Genomic DNA, 23,666 nt, shown 5'->3' with positions numbered 1-23,666 from the left:
AACTCCCACTCTCACCTTGAAGAAGAGGTGAAAACAAAATTTGAAGATAACTTTGAGTGGCTCCTGAAGTTTTGAGTAAAGGAAGCCGCTCTTTATGAAGTTTGGTTGTTTTGATTAAATTATCTCACCAGAATTTAATCTCATAAATCTTCGCAGCAAATATTAACTAAATCTTAAGATAGAGATTTTGTTACTAAATATACAGTAATTTATGTGGATTAATTTTTGAATACAAGAACGGCTTTTTTTGTATTCGTCTGAAATGACTATAAACAAGGCTCTCTCAAGGCATTAATCATAGGGATCAGTAAATATCTAAGCAGCATTTAATTAAAAAAAAATTTATGTATCTAAAGTAGGAGGGTAAAATCACCTAAATTCTAGAATAATAGATAGAGATATCGAAAAGTTTTCAAACCTGAAATTTTGTTTAAAATAATCCGCAAATATTACAGCAGTTTGTTAAGTTGGGTCGAACCAGAATTTTTTCTGGTTTAACTTGTAGCTTTACCAAATAAAAAATAATTACAACCAGGGGTTTTAAAATGCAAACAGTACAAAAGATTTACTGCCCAAATTGTGGCAGTCACGCGGAGCGTTATTATATTTCTGATAGTCAATTAACTCGAACACAATGCCCAAGTTGTGACTACTTAATGATTAGTTGCACTCGGACTGGCAAAGTCATTGAGGCTTATGCCCCTGGGATTCATGCACACCGCTAGATAATAAAAATTAAAAATTGGAGAATGTTTTCTCTAATTTTTAATAATAAAGTTATTTATCAAAAATTTTAAACACTTCACAGATTGTCTTTCTGTTGTCTAAATAGCTGTTGTTGTCTCAGTTGTTCTAATCTCAATTGTTGTTGTTGTCTAATTTGTTGATCTTGCCTGAGTTGTTGCTGTTGTACTCTCAGTTGTTGCTGTCGTGTAAATTCTTGCCGTTGTCGTGTAAATTCTTCCTGTTGTAGTCTCAGTTGTTGCTGACGTATCAGTTCTTGCCGTTGTTGTGTAAATTGTTGCTGTTGTATTCTCAGCTGTTGTTGTAGTTGTGGTTGTTGAAGGTTTAGCCGTAACCATGTTTCCTTCATTTGCTCTTGTGTTTGCTGAGTTCGCTCCTCTTGTTGTTGTCTCATTCTTTCTTGAAGGGACTCGCATTGCTGAGGATTCGTCTGAATTATTTGCCCATAGGCAGGAGAATTAATCGGCAAAGCTTTTGCAAGAACAATCACCAGTAGCCATAGTTTAAGCATCGATGAGCGATTCAACATACAGTTATTTCGTCAATTGTTATAGGTTGGGTTTCGCGATCGCTTACCCTTAAGATAACAATTTCTAGCGCCGCCTTATTGCTAAAACTAATTAAATTTACTGACTGCAACAGATTTAATTCTTACTTGCTCTCAATTGTCCGCAAGCAGCATCGGCTTCTAAACCACGCGAATAACGGACGCTAACAGCAATATTTTGCTCCTTGAGGACGTTGACAAACGCTTGAATGCGATCGCGGTTGGGGCGTTTGTAATCTACTTCTTGGATGGGATTATAAGGAATCAAATTCACATGACTTTGAAATCCTCGCAGGCGTTTCGCCAGTTCCAATGCATGTTCTGGTAAATCGTTAACACCAGCAAGGAGAACATATTCAAAAGTAACGCGCCGTCCAGTGATTTCTACATATTCTCGACATTCAGCCAGCAAATCTTCTAGAGGATAGGCGCGGGCACTGGGGATGAGTTTTTCTCTTAGTGCTTGGTTGGGTGCGTGAAGACTAACAGCAAGAGTGATTTGCAAATTGTTTTGCGCGAACTGACGGATGCGATCGCGAATACCAACTGTAGAAACTGTAAGCGATCGCTGTCCAATACCAATATCTTGATTTAGAGATTTCAGGGCTGCGAGGACATTTTCAGTATTTAACAACGGTTCGCCTAGTCCCATAAACACGACATTGCTAACCCGTTGCTGAAAATCTTCTTGCACAGTCAACGCCTGATCGACAATTTCGTGCCGTGCTAGGTTGCGTTTGTAGCCTCCCTTACCAGTAGCGCAGAAATCACACGCCATTGGGCAACCCACCTGAGTAGAAACGCAAACTGTCAAACGGGCTTTTGGGCCCTCTCCCCTTTCTGCGAAGGTAGGGATACCAACAGTTTCAATAATTTGACCGTCTGTTAATCGTAAAAGATATTTGACTGTGCCATCGGGAGCCTCAGAGCGGTAATGTAAAATTGAGCGCCCAATCGGGATTTCTGCTAATTCTGCACGCCATTGCTTGGGGAAGACAGAAATATCAGCTAGCGATCGCACGCCCTTGTCATAGATCCATTCATGCAGCTGCTTTCCTCTGTAAGCAGGTTGTCCCTGCTGCTGCACCCAAGTAGTTAACTCTGCCAGAGAAGCACCTAGAAGGGGAGGGATTAATTCTGATTTTTCTGAGTTGAAGTCAACCTGAGATACAAGAGGCGTAGCAGACATAAAAAAAATCACGAGTTGATGTTGGATCTCTATCCTACACCTGCTAGATCGAGTTAGTCTTGACTAAAGATGACGAGAAACTAGCCAAAAGTTGTGCTGTTCCAGCCCCACATTGCACCCTTAGCGTCTGCAAACTCTATGTAAATGCGATTTTTCGGCACACCTAGAGTTTGGTTAATCTGTTGGCAAAAGTCTTGACTCATTGCTGCGGTTTGCTCTGGCTTCATCGTGCCAACACTCTTAATCTCAATGTAGCAAACTGGGTCTGTATTCCCGGCAAAAGTCATGGGGATTCCTGCTTCAAAAGCAGTCATTACATAGGATTCTGGTTTTCCCAAATGTTTCGCTAATTTAGCTGATAGGTTTAAAAGCATTGACTCAATTTCAGCTTTTTGAGGAGTAGATGCAGAAGTTTGCACTTTAATTAAAGGCATAGTACTGAATTGGGATTTTGAATTTTCTTGACATTGTTAAGTTTATCGAAATGCAGAGTACAGTTTAATATTCTAAAAGTTTTTGCTAATAAAAATTTAAGGGTATTTTTTCCCTAGTTACAGCTTTTTTTATACTACTGCCAATAACACTAACTTTAAAGGTTATACCTGACTTTTTAGGCAACCATCCTATTTCCATAGCTTGTTTTATCCATAACGCTACGTCTTTTGGGGTTACTGCGGTTATTTCATACCTTAGCTCAATTCTCCAAGCCCGAACCTCTCCTGATGCATCTTGAAGTTGTATTGGCACGAGTTCGCTATTAATGAGGCTGTACCCCTGTGGATGAAGCCTATCAGTCAGAATCACTAATACTGAGCCAGCCTCAGTAGCGTGTTCTACAGCAACATGGAGATATCCATCAGGATCGTCTGCTTGTATGTTGCTAGCTTGTCTTCGGATTAGCCAGATGAATGGTTCTCCATCAACTATTATTTTTCTGGTACCTTTTTTCGGTATTGACATCTCTGTTGCTATATTTATTGGGCTACTCTGAGCGAAATAGATGACTATGTTCGGGATGATATAAACGCGATCGCCCTTTTGCTGTCGAGAGGGCTGGACTGATTATATAAAGTGTAGTGCGAATTAGTTTTTCTTTATGAGTGCAGTCTGCCATTTCATTCAGGGGAACAACCTTGATTTTTTCATCGGGCCATCCGATGCGAAAGCAAATTGCAATAGGGGTTTCGGCTGGGTAATGTTCGAGTAGTTTGGCTTGGGCATTTTCGACGTGACGCGCACTTAAATATAAGCAGAGGCTAGCCTGATGTGCCGCGAGAGAGGCTAATTCTTCAGTGGCGGGGACTTCTGTACGTCCACTGATCCGGGTCAAAATTATGGTTTGGACTAAACCAGGGACAGTTAATTCTACTTTGAGTTTGGCAGCAGCGGCTTGAAAAGCGCTGATACCTGGGATGACTTCAAAAGGAATATTTGCCTCTGCGAGGAGGTGCATTTGCTCGTGGATGGCGCTGTAGAGACTAGGGTCGCCAGAATGGAGACGGACTAGAGATTTGTGCTGTGATCGCACCCTATCGATCATAATCTGCAAAATTTCTTCTAAAGTCTGATTCGCAGTTCTAATTATCTCCGCATCTTCTCGGCAAAGTTCTAAAATCTGTTCGGGTACTAAAGAATCAGCAAATAAAATCACATCAGCAGCAGCCAGTAATTTCTGCGCCTTCACCGTTAATAAATCAGGATCTCCAGGGCCTGCTCCGACAATGTACACAGATGGTTCTATGGCATATGGTGTTTTTTCATAACTCAGGTTTTCTGTATATTCACTTTTAAAAGAACACATGGCAATCCCTCAAAAAAGTTTTTTGATATTTTCTCAGTATCTTTCCGGATTCACCCTCTTTGCCTAGTAGAGAGTAATGGTAGATGCACCCTGGTTAAGCCCTAGAGAATACTCTGGGGCATTTTTTATTTTTTGGGCATTGAGCATTGGGCATTCAGCAATTCTTTCTCCCCCTGCTCCCTCATCCCCTCATCTCCCCATTTCCCTTAGGAGTAGGAACTACATCGGGTAAAGGGCGTTTGAGTAAGTAAAGCCAAGCTAATCCAACTAATCCAAATAAAATTCCCAGACTACTGACTACTTGTGCCATTTTTAACGGCCCCAGCATCAAGCTATCAGTGCGAAAACCTTCAATCCACAAGCGCCCTAAGCTGTAGGCTGGCCAGTAAACTAGAAATAGCGTGCCTACCTTCAAACGTGGCTTACCGGATAAAGATCGGAAAAACAACGTTATTAGTAGCGTAAACACCATTAAATCCCACAGAGATTCGTAGAGGAAGGTGGGATGAAAGTAATCAAAACTAGCATATTCTAGAGGGCGATGGTCTGGTGGAATATACAGCTTCCAAGGTAAATCAGTAGGATCGCCAAAAGCCTCAGAATTAAAGAAATTGCCCCAACGTCCGATCGCCTGCCCTAAAATCAGCGAAGGCGCTACTAAATCTGCCAGTTGCCAGAAAGAAACCTGCTTGATTTTGGCAAAAATTAACGCAGCCAAAACGCCACCAAGAATCGCTCCATGAATGGCAATACCTCCTTCCCAGATAGCAAAGATTTTTCCTGGAGTTGGGGCATATTTTGACCACTCAAAAAAAACGTAATATAGTCGTGCGCCAGGAATTGCCCCAATCAACAACCAAAAAAACAAATCGCCTAGCAACTCCGGATTAACATTACGGCGCTTTGCCAAATGCTGGGAAAGGATGACGCCAATTAACACTGCTGTGGCAATCAATAAGCCATACCAGCGGATAGCTAATGGCCCTATTTTCACCAGAATCGGTCCTGGAGAAGTAAATTGAAACGCCAAGGGCAAGGTGGAAAAATCCAGTGCCATGAAAAATTACCTAGAAGAGTTCGTTAACTACTCGCGCACTTTGCCAAGTACGGAGTTTCTTGTGTCTCGAATACTGGAACTACACTTAAATTTTCCACAACATTGTGGGAACATAGGTGAAAATCCAGTATCCATATTTAGGAGTCTAGTTCCTAACGCCTAGTTGAGCATAACTTGTGCCACTAAAACAATTGAGTTTAGCATCCTTACTCAGAGCGCAAGATGGTAGATTTGAGTAAGTTACACAAAACGGTTTCGATATAATCACCTAAACAACTTTGATATATCTAAAATTGTGATTGCTATTTATCCTGGTAGCTTCGACCCCATCACTTTGGGACACCTTGACCTCATCCAGCGCAGTAGTCGACTGTTTGAACGGGTGATTGTCGCTGTACTGCGGAACCCCAACAAAATGCCACTTTTTAGTGTGCAGCAACGGCTAGATCAGATTCGTCATTCTACACAACATCTACCTAATGTAGAAGCAGACAGCTTTGATGGTCTTACCGTCAACTATGCCCAAATGCGACAAGCACAAGTTTTGCTACGGGGTTTACGGGCTGTGTCAGATTTTGAAGTGGAACTGCAAATGGCTCACACCAATAAAACTCTTTCTACCGAAATAGAAACAGTTTTTCTCGCAACCTCAAATGAATATAGTTTTTTAAGTAGTAGTGTGGTAAAAGAGATTGCAAGGTTTGGTGGCTCTATCGATCATCTCGTTCCCCCACACATTGCCCTAGATATATACCAATGCTACAATCACAAATCTCCAATGTTGAACCCAATCTCAACGGAAGCAATCCCCTCCCTCAAGAATATCTCAGTGGAGAGGGAAGCATAGATATTCAGCAGGAACTCAACCGCCTAGAGGAAATGGTTCTCTCTAGTCTCAGGATTCCGCTGACGGGACGCACACTCATAGATGAAGAAAAGCTGCTAGATCAGCTTGATTACATCCGGCTTGCCTTACCATCACTTTTTCAAGAAGCAGCAGTGATTCTGGAACAAAAAGATGAAATTCTGCTGGAAGCGGAAGAGTATGGGCAGCAGGTTGTTGAGGCTGCACAAGCAAAAAGAGCACAAATTTTAGCTGAAAGCGATATTATTCAACAGGCAGAACAAGAAGCTGAACAACTGCGGCGACAAGTGCAACGAGAGTGTGAGGTAATAATGCAAGAAACCCTCGCAGAGATTGACCGCAAGCGATATGCTTGTCAGCAAGAGTTAGAGCAAATGCGACAAACTGCGATCGCTCATGCTCAAGAAATTGAAGATGGTGCTGATGCGTATGCCGATGGTGTCCTGGAAAATATTGAGCAGGATCTCAAAGATATGTTGCGAATTATCACCAATGGACGGCAACAATTGCAAATTGATAACCTCACCCAGCGCAGTTCACCTCCTGGCAAAAAAAGATAGAGGTTCTAACGAGAGATGGGGAAAAATTATAGGTTGGGTTTCGCTATTGCTTAACCCAACAATTTTCATTAAAGAAGACTTTTAGGGAATCTACCTGGTAATACATTTAAAATTTTGGCTTGTCATAAAGCAGGATTTTTAATAAATGTTCACTTTCGCTCAAGTTAACTTTGGATTAAATATAGCTGGTTTAATTGGAATTATTTATTTGCTTTGGGCAATTATTTACTTGATTTTAACAGTAGCTTGGTTATCCCAGCGTGGAACCAGACTTAGAGGTTGGGCTTTAGCCCTTTACATTATCCAACTTATATTTACGCCAATTATAATGTTGTTGAGTGGAGCAATTTTGTTCTATCAAGGTTGGCGTTTAGATCCAATTCTTCAATTTGAGCAATTTGTATTGTTGCTGTTAATTCTTTACCTGAGTGTCAAAGATATTGTAATTAATGCAGTTTATAGAGATAGGTGATTTGATAATTTGCTGTAGAGACGTGAACTTGGACTGGGCTTCTCTACGAGACGCTATCGCGAACGTCCCGCTACGCTAACGCGTCTCTAGCAAAAATCGGGTATTTTTACACAAGATGGCTACAAAGTATATGTAAAATCTTCCACCAGCATACCGGGAACTAAACTACCTCCTAATTGGCGACTTTCATAAGTACCTACTTCGGGAATAAACTCCTGAAAAGTAGTCAAATCTATTAAATTTTCTCCCCAGAAGCGATAGAGACTTTCATCAAAACGTAAGTTTTCAATGGGAGCAATAATTTCTCCATTTTCTACCCAAAAACAAGCATAACGGGTCATACCTGTGATTCTACCAGTGTGGCGATCGCTCCAATTCAAGTAATGCAAATTAGATACATATAATCCTGTATCTAAACTCGGAAGAATCTGCTCAAATACTAAATTTCCCGGACTCACTTCTGGCGCTCGTAAAGTCTCTGAACCATTAGCGCCGTTGGCAACTTTTTGATATTCCTTAGCAGTTCGAGAATTCACCAAAGTATTTACCAAATATCCTTTTTCTATTACAGGTAACTCCGGTGCTGCCATTTCTCCCAATTCATTAAATCGCGGCACTAATCCTTGCTGAAAATTCTCTTTCAAACTAAATCTTGGAGAAAGTTGTTTTTCTTGACGCGATAAAGCAGCTAAAGCACTGTTTCCTTGTTGGATATCAGCTTCGCTTACTGCTCCCCAAGAAAGCATTACTAATAAATCTGCAACAGCAGCAGGTGCAAAATAAGTTTTGTATTGTCCCCGTGGCAATTGTTTCGCTGGACGAGAAAGCAATTCGAGTTGCTTTTTGGCTTCGCTAATTTTGGCTATATAAGCAGATTCATCCCAATCACTCCCGGCAAATGTGCCTTTAAATGCTTGTTCAGAGGTAGAAAATAAAGAATAATCTAAGGTAAAAGAATCAGTAGCAAACCAGTGTTTTTGACCGCTAGAATCACCATAAGCTTTAATTACCACTCCCCCTGCATATATACCTGTAAAATCTAATTCTGCAACTAGTTCTAGCACAGTTGGTACTACTGCTTCTGCCGCCAATAAATTCCCAGAATGTACTTCCCGGCTGGTATTAGTTCCTGATGGTAAAACTAGATATGGATCGATGGGTAGTAGTATCAGTTCGTCACGTAGTTCCTGTAAAGCAGAATATGCTAATTGCCAATCTATGTCCCAATTTCCAGTAAAGGGAAACTGCCGAACACTGCTGCGCTGAACTGCCATCAAAGTCAGTTCGATCCAACCATCAATAACACAACCAGTTTGTCGTACTTTTGCATGATTGAAACGAGTAAATTGACTTTTTTCACTACTGAGCCTCACAGTGAATTGTTCATTTTGTGCTTTTTTGATAACTAGAGTTTCAATCAGTCGATTGAAGCTGACTTCTAATGTAGATAATTCTTCAAGTTTCATGGATATTAAATATTAATAGGGAATAATGAGGAAGAGAAAGTTAGGAGTTAGGAGGTATATGTTGAAGATTTTTTTTATTTAAAACTCCTAATTAGCTAGGCGTAAATCAATTAAACTTTGTAGTAAGGACTTTAGTCCTAATAATCCTTGTTTTGAGCGATGAACCGCTCACTACGAACTAGGATTTTATTTTATGTTTAATTATGCCTACTTACTTAACTAACAACTCCTCACTCCTCACTTTTAACTTTTTCAACTTCCTCCACCAAAAACTTCGACATTAGCAAATACACAAACAGGTGAACCGTGCCCTACCCAAATGGCCTGATTTGGTTCTCCTTTACCACAATAAGGAGTACCATACATTTGCCAGTTTGTGGCATCTCCTACTTGGATTAAACTATGCCAAAATTCTGGTGTTGTGGCGCGGTAGTTGGGATTACGGAGGGTTTTGGTGAGTTTACCCTTTTCAATTAATTTAGCGTACTCGCAACCAAATTGAAATTTGTAGCGGCGATCGTCGATTGACCAAGATCGGTTAGATTCCATATAAACGCCATGTTCTATCCCGCCAATAATGTCTTCAAAGGTAGCGTTTAGAGGTTCTAAATTCAAGTTTCCCATGCGATCGATCGCTGGTCGATTCCATGAGGAAGCACGGGCACAGGCAACTCCTGGTACACCTGCTCTTGCTTGACTCTCCAGACTGCCTACACCCCGTTGCAGTACACCTTCTTTAACCAAATACTCCCGCGTTGCTACAGCACCCGTATCATCAAAGCCATAGCTGGCAAATTCTCCAGGGACAGTGGGATCGAAGGTAATGTTCATCAACGGCGAACCATATACTAGGTTGCCAAAATCAGTTTTATTAACGAAACTGCCCCCAGCATAGTTACGCTCATCTCCCAAAATTCGGTCAATTTCTAGGGGATGCCCGACACTTTCATGGATTTGCAGCATCATTTGATCTGGGGCTAAAACCAAATTGGTACGGGTGGTTGGGCATTCTTCTGCTGTCAAGAGTTCTATTGCTTGTTCGCCTATTTGCCGCACCCGATGCCATAAGTTTTCTTGTTTTAATAGTTCGAGTCCGCCTTGATAACAGTTTGCTTGCGAGCCGTTGTTGCTGCGCTGCTGTATGATTGTTCCATCTTGAGCAGTGGCTCCGTAATTAGTGCCTATAGATAGTATTTTTTGATAGACTTCTGAGCCATTGCTGCTGACAAACCAAGATTCTCTTTCGATTGTGCTGGCACTAGCTATGGTTTGCACAATTTTGTCGTCAACTTTGAGCGTTTGGCAAATACGAACCAGTAAATCGTTGATTTCTCCTGGACTTAGAGCATCCAATGGCTCAAGAAATGGAGATTTATATTCACCAACGACTTTAGGGCGCTCACTTTCACGGAAGGGATGTATCCACCATTCACTGGCTGCTAATGCCTGTTTATAGGCTGTTTGAGCGGCGGTTTGCAGGGAAGACAGTTCTAGAGAGTTCGTAGCTGCATAACCCAGACAACCATTAACCAAAACTTCCAGCATGGCTCCAACAGTGAAGGATTTGCCGTTTAGTTGGGGTAAGGCGTCACGAACTGAACGGGTAGTAGAAGTCTCCTTTACGGCTCTAATACCAATCCAATCAGCGGGTATATCGAAACTAGCGATCGCTTTCTTAAGTTCAGACCACATAATTTAAGGAATTGGGAATTGGGCATTGGACATGGGGCATTGGGAAGAATTCGATTCCTAGTTCTCAGTCCTCTCTAATTTCGGTGCCAGCGTGTGCCATCACGGCTATCAATTAGCGTAATACCTTGTGCTTGGAGTTCGTCACGAATGCGATCGCTTTCGGCAAAATTTTTGGCTTTACGTGCTTCTTGCCTTTGCTCAATTTTCGCTTCAATTTCCGCATCGCTTAAACCATTACTCTTGTCAGGTTCCGCTTCTATCTTGGCTTCTAAACCCAAAACTCCAGCCAATGTGACAAGAGTTTGCCATTGACGCTGTAACTCATCTGGTGATGTTTCGGTTTTCCCTTCATGCACAAGAATATTTCCCTCACGGCGCAGCTCTTTGGCTAATTCAAACAGCACTGTTAATCCACCAGGAAAATTAAAGTCGTTATTCACAGTTTCTTGAAAGCGTTCAACAGTTTCAGCTAGCAGTGAAGCAGTTCCCACTCCCCAACCTAGTTGTTTACCGTATTGGTAGCCGAAGAGTAAACCTTCTTTAATGGTGTGCCAACCGTTGGTTGCGGCAGCGATCGCTTCATCGGTAAAATCAATTGGTGTACGATATTGAGCAGTCAGCACAAACAACCGCACCGCCATCGGGTCAACTCCTCGATCCAGCAATTCTCGAATAGTGATGAAATTGCCCAAAGATTTGGACATTTTTTCACCATCTACCTTCACCATACCGTTATGCAACCAGTAACGCGCTAGGGGTTTTGCTGTTACGGCCTCAGATTGGGCAATTTCGTTTTCGTGATGAGGAAAAATTAAGTCAGCACCACCAGCATGAATATCTATGGTATCACCCAAGCGATCGCGCACCATTGCCGAGCATTCAATGTGCCACCCTGGACGACCTGGGCCCCACGGTGATTCCCAAGCAGGTTCTCCTGGTCTTGCTGCTTTCCACAAGGCAAAATCGAAGGGGTCTTTCTTTTTCTGGTACTCTGGATCTTCTACATTGACGCGATCGCTTTTCCCCGCTTGCATATCTTCTAACCTACGTCCAGAAAGCTTGCCATACTCAGCAAACTGCCGCACTGCATAATACACATCGCCGTCAGCAGGGTAGGCAAAACCCTTATTTTCCAATTCGTGAATTAACCGCTGAATGCCATTCATCGTGTGGGTAGCACGGGGATACTCATCAGCTTCTTTGATTCCCAACCGCGTCATATCCTCAAAATATGCTTTGATAAAGCGATCGGCTACAGCTTCCATCGATGAATGTTCAACACAGGCTCGATTGAGAATCTTGTCATCAATATCAGTAAAATTTTGGATATATCGCACTTCATAGCCGATAAACTGGAGGTATCGGCGTACTACGTCCCAAACGATGCAAGCTCTAGCATGACCCAAATGGCAGTAGTCGTACACCGTCACGCCGCAGTAATACATCTTAACCTTGCCTGTTTCGACTGTTTCAAACGGTTCTTGACGACGGGTGAGGGTATTGTGAAGGGTTAGGGTCATAACAGAGTAATGCTGAAATAGAGAGATACGTAATAATAGGGTAAAGCAGCTGGGATGACAGTCCAGCATCCCTATGCTAGTGTTTTCTGGACTATCTGCGCTACATTACTATTTTTTGACTATTTGATAACAGCGCTATGCAATCAGCAGTTACACCCGAATCTTCGGCAATGGATACGCCCAAACAAGGAATGCCAGTAACAATTATTACGGGTTTCCTTGGTAGTGGAAAGACGACTTTACTTAATCATATCCTCAACAACCAACAGGGTTTGAAAACCGCTGTTTTAGTGAATGAATTTGGCGAAATTGGCATCGACAACGAGCTAATTGTTTCCACTGGTGAGAACATGGTGGAGCTAAATAATGGTTGTATATGCTGCACTATTAATAATGATTTAGTAGATGCAGTTTACAAAGTTTTAGAACGCCAAGAAAATCTAGATTATCTAGTAGTGGAAACAACTGGATTAGCAGATCCGCTACCAGTAGCTTTAACATTCTTGGGCACAGAATTGCGGGATTTAACCCGCTTAGATTCGATTATTACCGTGGTAGACGCGGCGAATTATAGCCTAGATTTATTTAACTCTCAGGCAGCGTACAGCCAGATTGCCTATGGCGATGTAATTGTGCTGAACAAGGCTGATTTGGTTGATGAAGCCACTTTGAATGAGTTAGAAACAAAAATTAACGAAGTTAAGGAAGGAGCAAGAATTCTCCGCACAACGCGATCGCAAGTGCCACTTCCTTTAATTCTGAGTGTTGGTCTGTTTGAGTCTGATAAATATTTTGACAAAGTGGAAGATGACCACGATCATCACAACCACGAGCATCACGATCATGACGATCATGATCACTCAACATGCGGTCACGACCATCATGACCATGACCACGATCATCATGGCCACCATCATTCTGACCATTTAGAAAATGATGGTTTTAGTTCGATATCTTTCCAAAGTGACAAGCCTTTTTCTATTAGGAAGTTTCAGTATTTCTTAGATAACCAGCTACCCTCAAATATCTTCCGAGCGAAGGGGATTATGTGGTTTGATGAAAGTCCAAAGCGTCATATTTTCCATCTTTGCGGTAAACGCTTTACCTTAGATGATGATGAGTGGCAAGGTCAATTGAAAAACCAGCTAGTGCTGATTGGTCAAAATTTGGATCGTGAGGCTTTAATTACTCAACTCGAAAACTGTATTTGTCTACCTTCAACCTCTCGCGGTAAAGGCTTTGGCAAATAAAAGTTAGGAGAGACGCAATTAATCGCGTCTGTACGTTCCCAGGTTCCACCTGGGAATGCATTCCCAATGGCTCCGCCATCGATTTTGATCAATGAAAATGAGAAAATAGCGTAGGCGTAGCCCGTCGTAGACATCGCTTCTTCACTCCCCTGCATTACCAGCTTCTTCACTTCCCAACTGCTGTACCTGCTCCACGGATAACCCCGTCACTTTCGCTACTATTTCCACTGAAATTCCCTCTTTTAGCAAATTCATCGCTACACGCCGCACTTCTTCAGCACGACCTTCAGCACGACCTTCAGCACGACCTTCGGCTAAACCTTCAGCAAGGATAGCTTGATAAGTTACTGACTCCTGCATAAGTTCTCTCCGCAGCAATTGTTGAATTATCTCTTTCTCTAATACTAGCCCAGCCAGAATGAAGGCTGAGGCTGCAATATTATTCTGGATACGTTGGTCAGTAATTTCTGAAATTTCCTGAGCAACTTGTTGTAACGTAGCGGTGCGGTTATTTGTCTGACTTAACACCGCAAATGGTAATAATCCTGGATGCTCCAAAAATACACTTGTTGGTTGCTCCCAAAGACGAATTACCTCGAACCTATGAAAGGTTTCTTCCAAAGTGAATGTGGTTTGCTGCACAAATTCTGAATTTGTTTGTTGCAGATAAATCACCACTTGGCGCATTCGCTTAGTTTTAAAACGGCGATACACTCGCAACCGATAGTCAATCATCCGAAAAGGAATATCAGCTTTGGGTTGGGTTTGGAATTCCAAATGCAGCACAACTTCATCGGATTGGAGCAATATCAACGCATCGGCGCGGATTGGTTCAAGAGAAAGCTCAGAAGGACTTAATTCTGTGAGGGTAATAGATTCTCCTAATAACCAAGTGGCAAAGTCACTGGAGAAAGTTTCAGCAAGGAACTTACAAACGTTATCAAACATTAAGAGATTTTATCAGGTGGTCGGCGCTCATTGTTTCTATATTTAGTTTGCAGTTTAAGAATGCAATCGCTCTAAAATTGAAACGTTGATGAACGTTTAGATTAAAATGCGCGTTGTTATCCAGCGAGTCAAATCATCTCAAGTTACAGTTAATGGTGAAATTGTCGGTAAAGTTGGGCGGGGGCTAAATTTGCTCGTGGGTATTGCTAACACCGATACTGATGCTGAAATCGACTGGATGGTGCGTAAGTGCTTAGAATTGCGGCTGTTTCCTGACAAAGAAGGAGACGACCGTTGGCAAAAATCTGTACAAGAAATTGGTGGCGATTTATTAGTAGTCAGTCAGTTTACGCTTTACGGTGATTGTCACAAAGGTCGCCGTCCTTCTTTTGACCGTTCAGCGGCTCCTCAGTCAGCAGAAGATTTATATAATCGTTTTGTTATCAAGTTAAAAGCTAGCGGTTTGCAGGTGGAAACAGGTCAATTTGGTGCAATGATGCAAGTTACAATTGAAAACGATGGCCCCGTAACTTTGTTACTTGAAAAAGAAGCAATTTAAGTATATACACTAAAAAAATGAATAACAGTAGCCTATAGACCGTGGTGTTCTAATTGGTGAGAGAATATTAAATTAACCATCACAAAAGTTTAAATTCATTCATCATGGCGAAAATCCAGTTTTCTAGAGGTCTTGACGAAGAAGTAACTCCAGATGTGCGTCTGACGCGATCGCGCACTGGCGACAGTGGTACAGCAACGTTTATTTTTACGAATCCGAAGATTTTAGATCAAGGTACTACCGAAGATATTACGGGGATGTACTTGATTGATGAAGAAGGCGAAATAATTACCCGTGAAGTTAAGGCTAAATTTGTCAATGGGAAACCGGAAGAATTAGAAGCACTTTACGTAATGAAATCTGCTCAAGAATGGGATCGCTTTATGCGCTTCATGGAGCGGTATGCTGAAGAAAACGATCTGGGACTGAGCAAAGCTTAAGCTGTAATTAGTCCTTAGTCATTAGTTATTTCCTAAAAACCAAAAACTAAGGACTAATAACTTTATATAGCGGTTTAAGAAGTTCATCATGACATCACAACCCCACCCAGACTCGTCTAGAATTACGGTAAATTGTGCTGTGGTTACTGTCAGCGATACACGCACTTTGGAAACAGACAAAAGTGGCCAGCTAATTCAGCAGCTACTCATTGGTGCTAACCATGCTGTAGGAGCCTACACGATTATCAAAGATGAACCAACACAAATTCAAGGGCAGATAAAAAATCTGGGTAAAAGCTCAAATTTGGATGCTGTCATTTTCAATGGTGGTACAGGTATTGCACCAAGAGATACCACTTACGATGCCATTGAGAAGTTACTGGAGAAAACTTTGCCGGGATTTGGTGAGTTATTTCGTTTTTTAAGTTATCAAGAAATTGGTTCGCGTGCGATCGCTTCTCGTGCTGTTGCTGGTGTTTATCAAGATAAATTAATCTTCTCGCTTCCTGGTTCCAGTAATGCTGTGCGACTGGCAATGGAAAAACTGATTTTGCCCGAACTCACTCACTTGGTAAGTCAGGTTTGTAAGGGGATGAAATGATCAGCCTTTCAAAAAGTTACCATGATAACTTTTGTAAAACTAAGGCATGAGGCACTAAAATCATCCCTTCTATTCTTACATATTGAGCCTATCCAGAATTATAGTGAATCGGATGAAATGTTAATATCAGGTCAGCAATGGAGTCTATTTACTGGAATTGCATAATTGCTCACGGCATCACTGCATTTTCATACTTTGGCATTCCTACAGTAATAGGGGTTTTCTTTGCCAAAACTAAGGCAACTATCCCTTCTAAATTTTGGTTAGCCTTTTTCTTATCAGGTGGATTCGTACTATTTTGCGGATTTCATCACTTTTTGGCGATCTTTGAGCCACATATGACAGTGTCGCTGCTGCACTTAGGTGTGCTTGACTTAATGGCGTTTGTTTCCTTGTCTGCCTTATTCTACCTGACGCCAACCGCTTATCAAATTGTAGAGGCGATCGCCAGATATCAAGAAGATACCCGCGAACTTCAACGCAGCCAGCAGATGCAACGGCTATTTCTAGATCAGGGCCCGTTTGGAGCTTATATCAAAGATGAGCAATCTAGGATACTCTACTACAACCAGGAGCTACAGTCTAGATTTTCGGTAGATCCACAAGAATGGGTGGGGAAAACGGATAGTGAATTCTTGCCAGATCCAGAAGAGGGGCGGCGGGTAATGGAAAACGATCGAGTCGTTTTGAAGACCCTACGCCCCTTGAAGCTGATTGAAGAGGTAAAGATACCTGGTAACGATCAGCCGTGTTACTGGCTATCCTTTAAGTTTCCGTTTAGCGATTATGCAACAGGCGCTTGCCGCATCGGTGGCATTAGTATCGATATTACAGAATCCATAGAAGCACAGCGATCGCTCACTGACTTAAATCGGCAGCTAGAAGAAAAAGCACTGGAATTAGAGGCAAAAAAACGAGAACTTATATATCTCTCAGATATGGCGGATATGCTTTATTCCTGCGAGTCGGAAGATGAGGTGTATCAAGTAGTCGCTTTAACCTGTTCCAAGCTGTTTCCTAATATGAGTGGTTCTATCTATATAATTTCTAATTCCAAGAATTATGTTCAGATGAATAGTATTTGGGGAGATGAAAGAACTAGTAAAGAAATATTTTCACAATCTGAGTGTTGGGCATTGCGGAGAGGTAAATTAAACCTTTTATCGCCTCGTAATTTCGGACTAATGTGCAGCCACTTAATACAGCCTGTTATCGGTACACATTTGTGTGTTCCATTTTTTGGACAAGGCGAAATAGTTGGGGTTTTACACATCTATACCCTTGAAGAAATATGTCCAGAAGATCAACAAATTACTGAGATTATTGCTAGAACCTTAGGTATCGCACTGAATAATCTATCGATAAAACAACGTTTAACTTATGATAACTTGCGGGATGGGATGACCCAACTATTCAATCAAAATTATATGCAAAGCATAACTGAACAGAGGCTAGCGGAAGCTGAAAGGTTGGGACAACCTCTTAGTGTTATTTTCCTTGATATTGATAACTTCAAATCTTACAACACGCGCTATGGGCATGTAACTGCCAACATTGTTCTCCAGGGATTAGCAAAACTGCTGTTAAAATCTATTCGCTCTTTTGATATTCCTTGCAGATGGGGTGGTGAAGAATTTGTGATTGTGATGCCTAATATGACGCTGGAAACTCTCAGAAAGCGAGTAGAACAACTCAGGATAGATATTGAACAAATGCAATTGAAGGACGGCGATCGTATTCTGGAAAACATTACTGCTTCTTTTGGAATAGCTGTATCAGAACCAGGGATTACGGTTAAGGATTTTCTGGATCGGGCAAATCAAGCGATGCTTGAGGCAAAGCGAACAGGGAAGAATCGAGTTATGGAGTATGTAAATACCTATAATTAATTGATAATTCATAATTCAAAAAACCCCAAGCGGTGAAATGGTATCAGTCGGCATCAAGCGTCAGACTTTCCAGCATAGAAATCAGAAACTCATAAATTTTCTATATAAAAAAACAACTCCCTGAAGATGTGGAAGTTGTCATTTTGTATTCGAGCAGTTTTTCAAACGATTCAGAATGGAGCGATGCCTGCGGCGGGCTGCGCCTACGCCAAGCAGATGGCAGCCAATATAGCAGCGATGACATAAAATACTCCAACCACTTGCAATTCTGACCAACCAGTCAGTTCTAAATGATGGTGTAAGGGTGCCATTTTGAAGAGGCGCTTGCCTTTGCCATCAGGACCTTTGGTGGCTTTGTAATAACTTACCTGTGCCATCACCGAAAGAGTTTCTACGAAAAAGATACCACTAAGAATGAACAGAGCTACTAAAGTGTTTGTCAATAGCGCTACAGCAGCTAAAGCTCCTCCCAGTGCAAGTGAACCGGTATCTCCCATGAAGACGCGGGCTGGGTTACGGTTATGGGCTAAGAAACCTAAGCACCCACCACTTAAAGCAGCACAGAAAACCATCAACCCAGGTGCTGTAGGCGCGACTAGGGCACCTAATGCCAAAAGTGCGATCGCTACTGTTCCTGCTGCCAAGCCATCAATACCATCTGTTAAATTAGTCGCATTACTTTCTGCAACTAGCACAAAACCTGCTAAAGGCCAAAATAAGAATCCTAAGGGTAGTGTAAAGCTCACCCAAGGCAAAGCAATATTTGTAATATTAGAAGGTTGATTAAACATCAGCCATAGACAAAACATAGCCGCAAAAGTTACCTGCAAAGCTAGTTTTGTGCGGGGAGATATACCTTTATTTGATTTACGGCGCAGAATTTGCCAATCGTCGAGCCAGCCAATCAATCCATAGCTGATTGTCAATGCCGAAACTGCAAGCACGTCAGTAGCAAAGTTAGACAATATGCAGGCAATTATCACACCTACAGGTATAAAAAATATACCTCCCATTGTTGGGGTGCCTGCTTTTTTTAGATGGGCTTGGGGTCCATCTTCGCGAATTATTTGTCCAGTTTTGAGTGCTTGAAGTAGGGGTATTACCCAATAACCCACAATACCTGAACCCAGCGCACATAAAAGTAATGGCAGGGTTAACGACATACTTTGCCACGGTAGCCTATTGGCCATCGAATCCAAGAAAAATGCTGTCGTACCTAGCCCTACGGCTAATAAAGAGGCTAGAGCGATTCCAGAAATATTTAAACCTTGCTCAGGAGATAATTTAGCGTCCACAGAAGTTTCCCTTCACTCCACACTTATAAAACTGAATACCAGGCACTAGGGATACTACCAAGTCCCTAGCCTGAAAAGGCTAATCCTCGGCGATTCCTATATCGTCATCATCATCAAGGTCGTAGCCAATTCCATCTTCTACACCCATTAGGGAGTCTATTTCTTCTTCGTCATCTTGAAAATCCGGTTCGTGAACGTCACGTGCGATGATCCTACCGTTGGTTTGCAACCAGTCCAACAAAGAAGACTCTTGCTTTAAGGGGATGACATCGGCTCGCTGATTACGAGGTACTTCACGTAATGGAGAGTTCAACATATCGAAAAGGACAAGAAAAGGTTTACGTAAGTTGACATTTAGAGTCTATCACTTGACACGGATTAATTTAGTTATCCTTTCAACCCTTTAGTTGATAAATCCGCATTCAGATAGAAATTTTTTATTTAATAGGCGTATGGCTTACGCAAAACGCTTATTTAGTAATTTTTATGGCTCTACACATAGGTCATGAATATCTTGTTTATGCTGATGGAAAGGACTGATTTTTGAGGTGACAGGCGATGATCGGAAAAGCGGCTCTTATAGATGCGATCGCTGGTACAAATCGCGGTCTACTGGCGACCCAAGCACAGAAACAGGCTATCTTAGCAGCGATCGCCAATTTAGAAGATTTTAATCCTACACCCCGTCCGGTAGAAGCTAGTAATTTGCTAGATGGCAATTGGCGATTACTATACACCACCAGCAATGCTCTTTTAAACTTAGATCGTCTACCTTTCTGCAAACTGGGTCAAATCTATCAGTGTATCCGGGTAGATACTGCCAGTGTTTACAACATAGCTGAGATTTATGGCTTACCTTATTTAGAAGGATTAGTCAGTGTTGCTGCTAAATTTGAGCCAGTTTCAGGTCGGCGTGTCCAAGTGAAATTTGAGCGTTCTATTATCGGCTTACAACGTTTAATAGAATACAATTCTCCGGTAACTTTTATCCAACAAATTGAAGCAGGTAAAAAATTTCCGGCGTTTGATTTTGCAATCAAGAGTGATAAACAGCAAGGCTGGTTAGATATCACTTATATAGATAACGATCTGCGGATCGGCAGAGGTAACGAGGGGAGCGTGTTCATATTGAGTAAAACATAAGTTTATGAAAAATACTGTTTGCGATGAAGGTACGCTATAACGTGTACCTTGTCAAGTAGGGTCTAATACAGTTTTAAATTTGGGATGTGGTAAGGGGAGATGAGGCAGAAAGAATAACTAATATTCAATCCCTAATCCCCAGAGGGGGCCTTGAGTTCCTCAATCCCTAGCCCCTAATGCCCAATTCAGACAAATAACTTAACAAAGACTCTTGCTGCGACCTTCAGGTTGTAGAGTGAAATCAATTAGCCCTCTAGATTGGCGATTGATAACTAAAAGGGAAAACAATCATGGTTCAACGTGGTTCTAAAGTACGTATTCTCCGCCCTGAATCCTACTGGTTTCAGGATCTTGGAACTGTGGCTTCTATTGACCAAAGCGGCATCAAATACCCTGTAATTGTCCGCTTTGAGAAGGTCAATTACTCTGGTATCAATACCAACAACTTTGCTCAGGATGAATTGGTAGAGGTTGAAGCACCAAAGGCTAAACCACCGAAAAAATAGCAGCAAAGCTATAAGGGGGTTGTTTGATGCGACGATGAAGGGTAGTCTTAAGTCTGAAGTATGAAGTCTGAAACTTTCAGTTCATTCATCTTTCATCCAAGCCTACCCTAATCTATGAGAAGCTGCCCTGCGGGTATTTACGGTTTCTCTTGGGTAGTAATACGAGCCACATACGGATGTGTAAGTACTACCCCATCTCTTCTTCCTCGATCCCTGAAATACATCATCAAAATTGTCTGCTTAATCAGCTTGAATGCCTGAACTGCCTGAAGTTGAAACAGTCCGAAAGGGTCTAAACCAATTGACCCTCAACCAAGAAATCACGGGTGGAGATGTGTTGCTCGATCGCACCATCGCCTACCCGTTTTCTGTCGGTGAGTTTGTTGATGGAATTAAAAAGAATGCAATCGCTACTTGGCATCGTCGCGGTAAGTATCTCCTAGCCGAACTCACTCCCTCATCTTCCCCTTCCTTAACCAGTTGGCTAGGGGTTCATCTGCGAATGACCGGTCAACTACTATGGCTGCATCGAGATGAACCATTACATAAGCACACACGAGTTAGATTATTCTTTGGGGAACACCAGGAATTACGCTTTGTTGATCAACGTACCTTCGGTAAAATGTGGTGGGTTCCACCTGGTGTTGCTGTAGAAAGTATTATGACTGGTTTGGCCAAACTAGCAGCAGACCCATTTTCACCCGAATTCACTGTCGAATATCTAGCTCTTAAACTCCAAAACCGTCGCCGTCCGATTAAGACTGCGCTACTGGATCAATCGGTGGTGGCGGGATTAGGTAATATTTATGCTGATGAAGCATTGTTTAAAAGTGGAATTTTACCTGAAACTTTGTGTATAGATTTGCAGCTAAAGCAAATTGAGCGTTTGCGAACAGCCATAATTCAAGTGTTAGAAACCAGTATTGAGGCTGGTGGTACGACTTTTAGTAATTTTCTAAGCGTTAAAGGTACTAACGGCAACTATGGTGGTGTTGCCTGGGTATATAATCGCGCAGGAGAAGCCTGTCGAGTTTGTGACACCCCAATTATGCGGATCAGGTTAGCTGGGCGATCTAGTCACTTTTGCCCACAGTGTCAAACGCTACGGGGAGTTATGAGTTAGGAGAGACGCGATTAATCGCGTCTGTACAAGAGTTAGGAATTTTTACTTCTAACTCAGAACTCTCTTAAAATGCAGATAGATAAAACAAGTTACAAATTTGAGAGGGGAATTGATGGCAGTCAAAAAAGGAGATATGGTTCGCGCTGTCCGCGAGAAACTGGAAAACAGTCTGGAAGCAAAAGCCAGTGATGCTCGCTTTCCTTCCTATTTGTTTGACAGCAAGGGTGAAATTGTAGATGTCAAAGGTGATTACGCCCTTGTTAAGTTCGGGAAAGTACCAACACCTAATATTTGGTTACGTGTAGATCAACTCGAAGAGTTTAAATAATAAAAAAGAATTCAGAAGTCAGAATCTAGGAGATAGAATCAATGCTGAATTCTGACTCCTGAATTCTTGTTGATAAAAATCGCACTTTAATTTATGTCTTTTTCCCCTAACTCCCCAATTGTGTGTAATTTACCCCGTGTCACCATCGTGGGTGCGGGTAGGGTTGGCAGTACTTTAGCCCAACGCATTGCGGAGAAAAACCTGGCAGATGTAGTTTTACTAGATATTATTGCGGGAATGCCCCAAGGTTTGGCGCTGGATTTGATGGAAGCCAGGGGAATTGAAATACATAATCGCCAGATTATCGGCACAAATAATTATGCTGATACATCTGGTTCCCAAATTGTGGTGATTACCGCAGGACTTCCCCGCAAACCAGGGATGAGTCGGGATGACTTGCTGAAAACCAATGCCAAGATTGTGGTGGAAGCAGCAAAGAATGCGATCGCTCATTCTCCCAATGCTATTTTTATTGTCGTCACCAATCCGTTGGATGTGATGACTTATTTGGCTTGGCAAGCTACAGGTTTACCACGCGATCGCATTATGGGTATGGCTGGTGTGTTAGACTCGGCTCGCTTTGAAACCTTCGTTGCCCTAGAATTGGGCGTTTTGCCCGCCGATGTCAAAGCGATGGTATTAGGTAGCCACGGCGATTTAATGGTTCCCTTGTCTCGTTATGCTACCGTTAACGGCATTCCCATCACTGAATTGCTGGATGCAGCCACAATTGAACGCTTGGTAGAAAGAACTCGGAACGGTGGCGCAGAAATTGTGGAATTGATGCAGACGGGTGGTGCTTTTTTTGCTCCAGCATCGGCTACCAGTGTGATGGTAGAATCGATTTTGCTAAATCAGTCGCGGTTGTTGCCTGTGGCGGCGTATCTGCAAGGTGAATACGGTTTAGAAGATGTAGTAATTGGTGTTCCTTGTCGGTTGGGATGCGGTGGAATTGAGAGCGTTTTGGAATTGACGCTTACCCATGAGGAAAGAGAGGCTTTGCATACTTCGGCTGAATCTGTGCGTCAAAATATTGAGCGATCGCAGGAAATTTTAGCTGACAACAAGTCACTAAATAATTCGTAATTCGTAATTTGTAGAAATAGCAGCAAAAAAAAAGGCAGTAGGTTTTAATCCCGTTGCCTCATTTGTTATTCTGAAATTTATCACCCTATAACACCCTGACTTTTATCTGGAAAGCCTCTCTCAAAACATCTCCTCTAGAAGAGGAAAGGCTTTGAATTCTCCCCATTTCTTGGTAGCGAAGAGGATTGGGGGTTAGGTTTTGCGTTAACGAGGGTAATCCTGATCTGCGGGGTCGCCGTAGGGGTCTTCGCTAGCTGGACGGACGTTACCAAACTCCCCTTGGTCTGCGGGGTCGCCGTAAGGGTCTTCACTAGCTGGGCGAACGTTGCCATAAGACGAGATATCTGCGGGGTCACCGTAGGGGTCTTCACTAGCTGGGCTGATGTTGCCATAAGACGCCGGGTCGGCGGGGTCACCGTATGGGTCTTCGCTGGCTGGGCGGACATTGCGATCGCGATATTCAGCATCTTCAGCTCGATCGCTGTTCGATCCCAAGAGGAAATCTTTCGCCTTTCGCAAAAAGTCATCTACCATGATATGTCTCCTGATTTAAGTTCGTGTTTCCGACGTGCGCGATCGGCGTTA

The 23,666-nt window shown here is 42.3% G+C and carries 27 protein-coding genes; 14 read left to right on the top strand and 13 right to left on the bottom strand.

Annotated elements, in window-relative coordinates; translation table 11 throughout:
* Positions 1–545: 545 nt before the first annotated feature.
* Positions 546–725 (top strand): replication restart DNA helicase PriA, encoded by a 180-nt coding sequence (locus RM347_RS03010; RefSeq protein WP_179067652.1) that lies wholly within the window; start codon positions 546–548, stop codon positions 723–725.
* 77 nt (positions 726–802) lie between these two features.
* Here RM347_RS03010 and RM347_RS03005 read toward each other — a convergent pair whose 3' ends face one another.
* From RM347_RS03005 to lgt, 6 genes are all read right to left on the bottom strand, one after another.
* Positions 803–1,273, bottom strand: coding sequence for a hypothetical protein (locus RM347_RS03005; RefSeq protein WP_322718012.1), 471 nt, complete (start codon positions 1,271–1,273; stop codon positions 803–805).
* A gap of 115 nt (positions 1,274–1,388) precedes the next feature.
* Positions 1,389–2,480 carry a 23S rRNA (adenine(2503)-C(2))-methyltransferase RlmN gene (gene rlmN, locus RM347_RS03000; protein ID WP_322718011.1) on the bottom strand — a complete coding sequence of 364 codons (1,092 nt, stop codon included), beginning with the start codon at positions 2,478–2,480 and terminating at the stop codon, positions 1,389–1,391.
* An 80-nt stretch (positions 2,481–2,560) separates the two neighbouring features.
* Positions 2,561–2,914 carry a phenylpyruvate tautomerase MIF-related protein gene (locus RM347_RS02995; RefSeq protein ID WP_322718010.1) on the bottom strand — a complete coding sequence of 118 codons (354 nt, stop codon included), beginning with the start codon at positions 2,912–2,914 and terminating at the stop codon, positions 2,561–2,563.
* Positions 2,915–2,999: 85 nt separating this feature from the next.
* Positions 3,000–3,440: a hypothetical protein gene (locus tag RM347_RS02990; RefSeq protein WP_322718009.1), complete on the bottom strand. Its 441-nt coding sequence runs from the start codon at positions 3,438–3,440 to the stop codon at positions 3,000–3,002.
* 22 nt (positions 3,441–3,462) lie between these two features.
* Positions 3,463–4,281 carry a precorrin-4 C(11)-methyltransferase gene (cobM, locus tag RM347_RS02985; RefSeq protein ID WP_322718008.1) on the bottom strand — a complete coding sequence of 273 codons (819 nt, stop codon included), beginning with the start codon at positions 4,279–4,281 and terminating at the stop codon, positions 3,463–3,465.
* A gap of 181 nt (positions 4,282–4,462) precedes the next feature.
* Positions 4,463–5,338 (bottom strand): prolipoprotein diacylglyceryl transferase, encoded by an 876-nt coding sequence (gene lgt, locus RM347_RS02980; protein ID WP_322718007.1) that lies wholly within the window; start codon positions 5,336–5,338, stop codon positions 4,463–4,465.
* A 295-nt stretch (positions 5,339–5,633) separates the two neighbouring features.
* Between lgt and coaD the strand changes: the two genes are divergently transcribed.
* The 3 genes from coaD to RM347_RS02965 all read left to right on the top strand — a co-directional run bounded on the left by coaD (position 5,634) and on the right by RM347_RS02965 (position 7,235).
* Positions 5,634–6,185 (top strand): pantetheine-phosphate adenylyltransferase, encoded by a 552-nt coding sequence (coaD, locus tag RM347_RS02975; protein ID WP_322718006.1) that lies wholly within the window; start codon positions 5,634–5,636, stop codon positions 6,183–6,185.
* Positions 6,095–6,763, top strand: a complete 669-nt coding sequence (locus RM347_RS02970; protein ID WP_322718005.1) for a DivIVA domain-containing protein — start codon at positions 6,095–6,097, stop codon at positions 6,761–6,763. The genes coaD and RM347_RS02970 overlap by 91 nt, the downstream gene beginning before the upstream one ends.
* Positions 6,764–6,908: 145 nt before the next feature.
* Positions 6,909–7,235: a Ycf66 family protein gene (locus RM347_RS02965; protein WP_322718004.1), complete on the top strand. Its 327-nt coding sequence runs from the start codon at positions 6,909–6,911 to the stop codon at positions 7,233–7,235.
* Between the two features lie 119 nt (positions 7,236–7,354).
* On the opposite strand, the gene RM347_RS02960 is transcribed toward RM347_RS02965, so the two are convergent.
* From RM347_RS02960 to cysS, 3 genes are all read right to left on the bottom strand, one after another.
* Positions 7,355–8,701, bottom strand: a complete 1,347-nt coding sequence (locus tag RM347_RS02960; RefSeq protein ID WP_322718003.1) for a TldD/PmbA family protein — start codon at positions 8,699–8,701, stop codon at positions 7,355–7,357.
* Positions 8,702–8,953: 252 nt separating this feature from the next.
* Complete coding sequence (locus RM347_RS02955; protein WP_322718002.1) at positions 8,954–10,393, bottom strand: TldD/PmbA family protein; 1,440 nt, start codon at positions 10,391–10,393, stop codon at positions 8,954–8,956.
* Between the two features lie 74 nt (positions 10,394–10,467).
* Positions 10,468–11,913 carry a cysteine--tRNA ligase gene (gene cysS / locus RM347_RS02950; RefSeq protein ID WP_322718001.1) on the bottom strand — a complete coding sequence of 482 codons (1,446 nt, stop codon included), beginning with the start codon at positions 11,911–11,913 and terminating at the stop codon, positions 10,468–10,470.
* Between the two features lie 137 nt (positions 11,914–12,050).
* Here cysS and RM347_RS02945 point away from each other — a divergent pair, with 137 nt between their 5' ends.
* Complete coding sequence (locus RM347_RS02945) at positions 12,051–13,163, top strand: CobW family GTP-binding protein (RefSeq protein WP_322718000.1); 1,113 nt, start codon at positions 12,051–12,053, stop codon at positions 13,161–13,163.
* A 141-nt stretch (positions 13,164–13,304) separates the two neighbouring features.
* Here the strand turns inward: RM347_RS02945 and RM347_RS02940 are convergent, their stop codons facing one another.
* Positions 13,305–14,111: an Rpn family recombination-promoting nuclease/putative transposase gene (locus tag RM347_RS02940; protein WP_322717999.1), complete on the bottom strand. Its 807-nt coding sequence runs from the start codon at positions 14,109–14,111 to the stop codon at positions 13,305–13,307.
* A 106-nt stretch (positions 14,112–14,217) separates the two neighbouring features.
* Between RM347_RS02940 and dtd the strand changes: the two genes are divergently transcribed.
* The 4 genes from dtd to RM347_RS02920 all read left to right on the top strand — a co-directional run bounded on the left by dtd (position 14,218) and on the right by RM347_RS02920 (position 17,600).
* The gene (gene dtd, locus RM347_RS02935) at positions 14,218–14,670 is read left to right on the top strand and encodes a D-aminoacyl-tRNA deacylase (protein ID WP_322717998.1); all 453 of its coding nucleotides are present in this window, start codon (positions 14,218–14,220) and stop codon (positions 14,668–14,670) included.
* Between the two features lie 104 nt (positions 14,671–14,774).
* Positions 14,775–15,110: a photosystem II reaction center protein Psb28 gene (gene psb28, locus RM347_RS02930; RefSeq protein WP_322717997.1), complete on the top strand. Its 336-nt coding sequence runs from the start codon at positions 14,775–14,777 to the stop codon at positions 15,108–15,110.
* 88 nt (positions 15,111–15,198) lie between these two features.
* On the top strand, positions 15,199–15,711 hold the full coding sequence (locus RM347_RS02925; protein ID WP_322717996.1) for a MogA/MoaB family molybdenum cofactor biosynthesis protein: 513 nt from the start codon (positions 15,199–15,201) through the stop codon (positions 15,709–15,711).
* Between the two features lie 137 nt (positions 15,712–15,848).
* The gene (locus tag RM347_RS02920) at positions 15,849–17,600 is read left to right on the top strand and encodes a diguanylate cyclase (RefSeq protein WP_322717995.1); all 1,752 of its coding nucleotides are present in this window, start codon (positions 15,849–15,851) and stop codon (positions 17,598–17,600) included.
* Positions 17,601–17,803: 203 nt separating this feature from the next.
* On the opposite strand, the gene mraY is transcribed toward RM347_RS02920, so the two are convergent.
* Both mraY and RM347_RS02910 read right to left on the bottom strand, forming a co-directional pair.
* Positions 17,804–18,895 carry a phospho-N-acetylmuramoyl-pentapeptide-transferase gene (gene mraY / locus RM347_RS02915; RefSeq protein WP_322717994.1) on the bottom strand — a complete coding sequence of 364 codons (1,092 nt, stop codon included), beginning with the start codon at positions 18,893–18,895 and terminating at the stop codon, positions 17,804–17,806.
* Between the two features lie 79 nt (positions 18,896–18,974).
* On the bottom strand, positions 18,975–19,211 hold the full coding sequence (locus RM347_RS02910) for a DUF3134 domain-containing protein (RefSeq protein ID WP_109011289.1): 237 nt from the start codon (positions 19,209–19,211) through the stop codon (positions 18,975–18,977).
* A gap of 242 nt (positions 19,212–19,453) precedes the next feature.
* On the opposite strand from RM347_RS02910, the gene RM347_RS02905 reads away from it, so the two are divergent.
* From RM347_RS02905 to mdh, 5 genes are all read left to right on the top strand, one after another.
* Positions 19,454–20,038, top strand: a complete 585-nt coding sequence (locus tag RM347_RS02905; protein WP_322717993.1) for a PAP/fibrillin family protein — start codon at positions 19,454–19,456, stop codon at positions 20,036–20,038.
* Between the two features lie 290 nt (positions 20,039–20,328).
* Complete coding sequence (locus RM347_RS02900) at positions 20,329–20,544, top strand: photosystem I reaction center subunit IV (protein WP_069073932.1); 216 nt, start codon at positions 20,329–20,331, stop codon at positions 20,542–20,544.
* A gap of 253 nt (positions 20,545–20,797) precedes the next feature.
* Positions 20,798–21,667 (top strand): DNA-formamidopyrimidine glycosylase, encoded by an 870-nt coding sequence (locus RM347_RS02895; RefSeq protein ID WP_322717992.1) that lies wholly within the window; start codon positions 20,798–20,800, stop codon positions 21,665–21,667.
* Positions 21,668–21,779: 112 nt separating this feature from the next.
* Positions 21,780–21,995 carry an NAD(P)H-quinone oxidoreductase subunit O gene (locus RM347_RS02890; protein WP_322717991.1) on the top strand — a complete coding sequence of 72 codons (216 nt, stop codon included), beginning with the start codon at positions 21,780–21,782 and terminating at the stop codon, positions 21,993–21,995.
* Between the two features lie 93 nt (positions 21,996–22,088).
* Positions 22,089–23,081 carry a malate dehydrogenase gene (gene mdh, locus RM347_RS02885; RefSeq protein WP_322717990.1) on the top strand — a complete coding sequence of 331 codons (993 nt, stop codon included), beginning with the start codon at positions 22,089–22,091 and terminating at the stop codon, positions 23,079–23,081.
* Positions 23,082–23,285: 204 nt separating this feature from the next.
* On the opposite strand, the gene RM347_RS02880 is transcribed toward mdh, so the two are convergent.
* The gene (locus tag RM347_RS02880; RefSeq protein ID WP_322717989.1) at positions 23,286–23,615 is read right to left on the bottom strand and encodes a translation initiation factor; all 330 of its coding nucleotides are present in this window, start codon (positions 23,613–23,615) and stop codon (positions 23,286–23,288) included.
* Positions 23,616–23,666: the final 51 nt, after the last annotated feature.

This window comes from Nostoc sp. ChiQUE02 (genome assembly GCF_034531305.2).
In the GTDB taxonomy this organism is placed as follows: domain Bacteria; phylum Cyanobacteriota; class Cyanobacteriia; order Cyanobacteriales; family Nostocaceae; genus Nostoc.
Note: the sequence above shows the minus strand (reverse complement) of the source record. Positions and strands in the feature narration are given on the sequence as shown.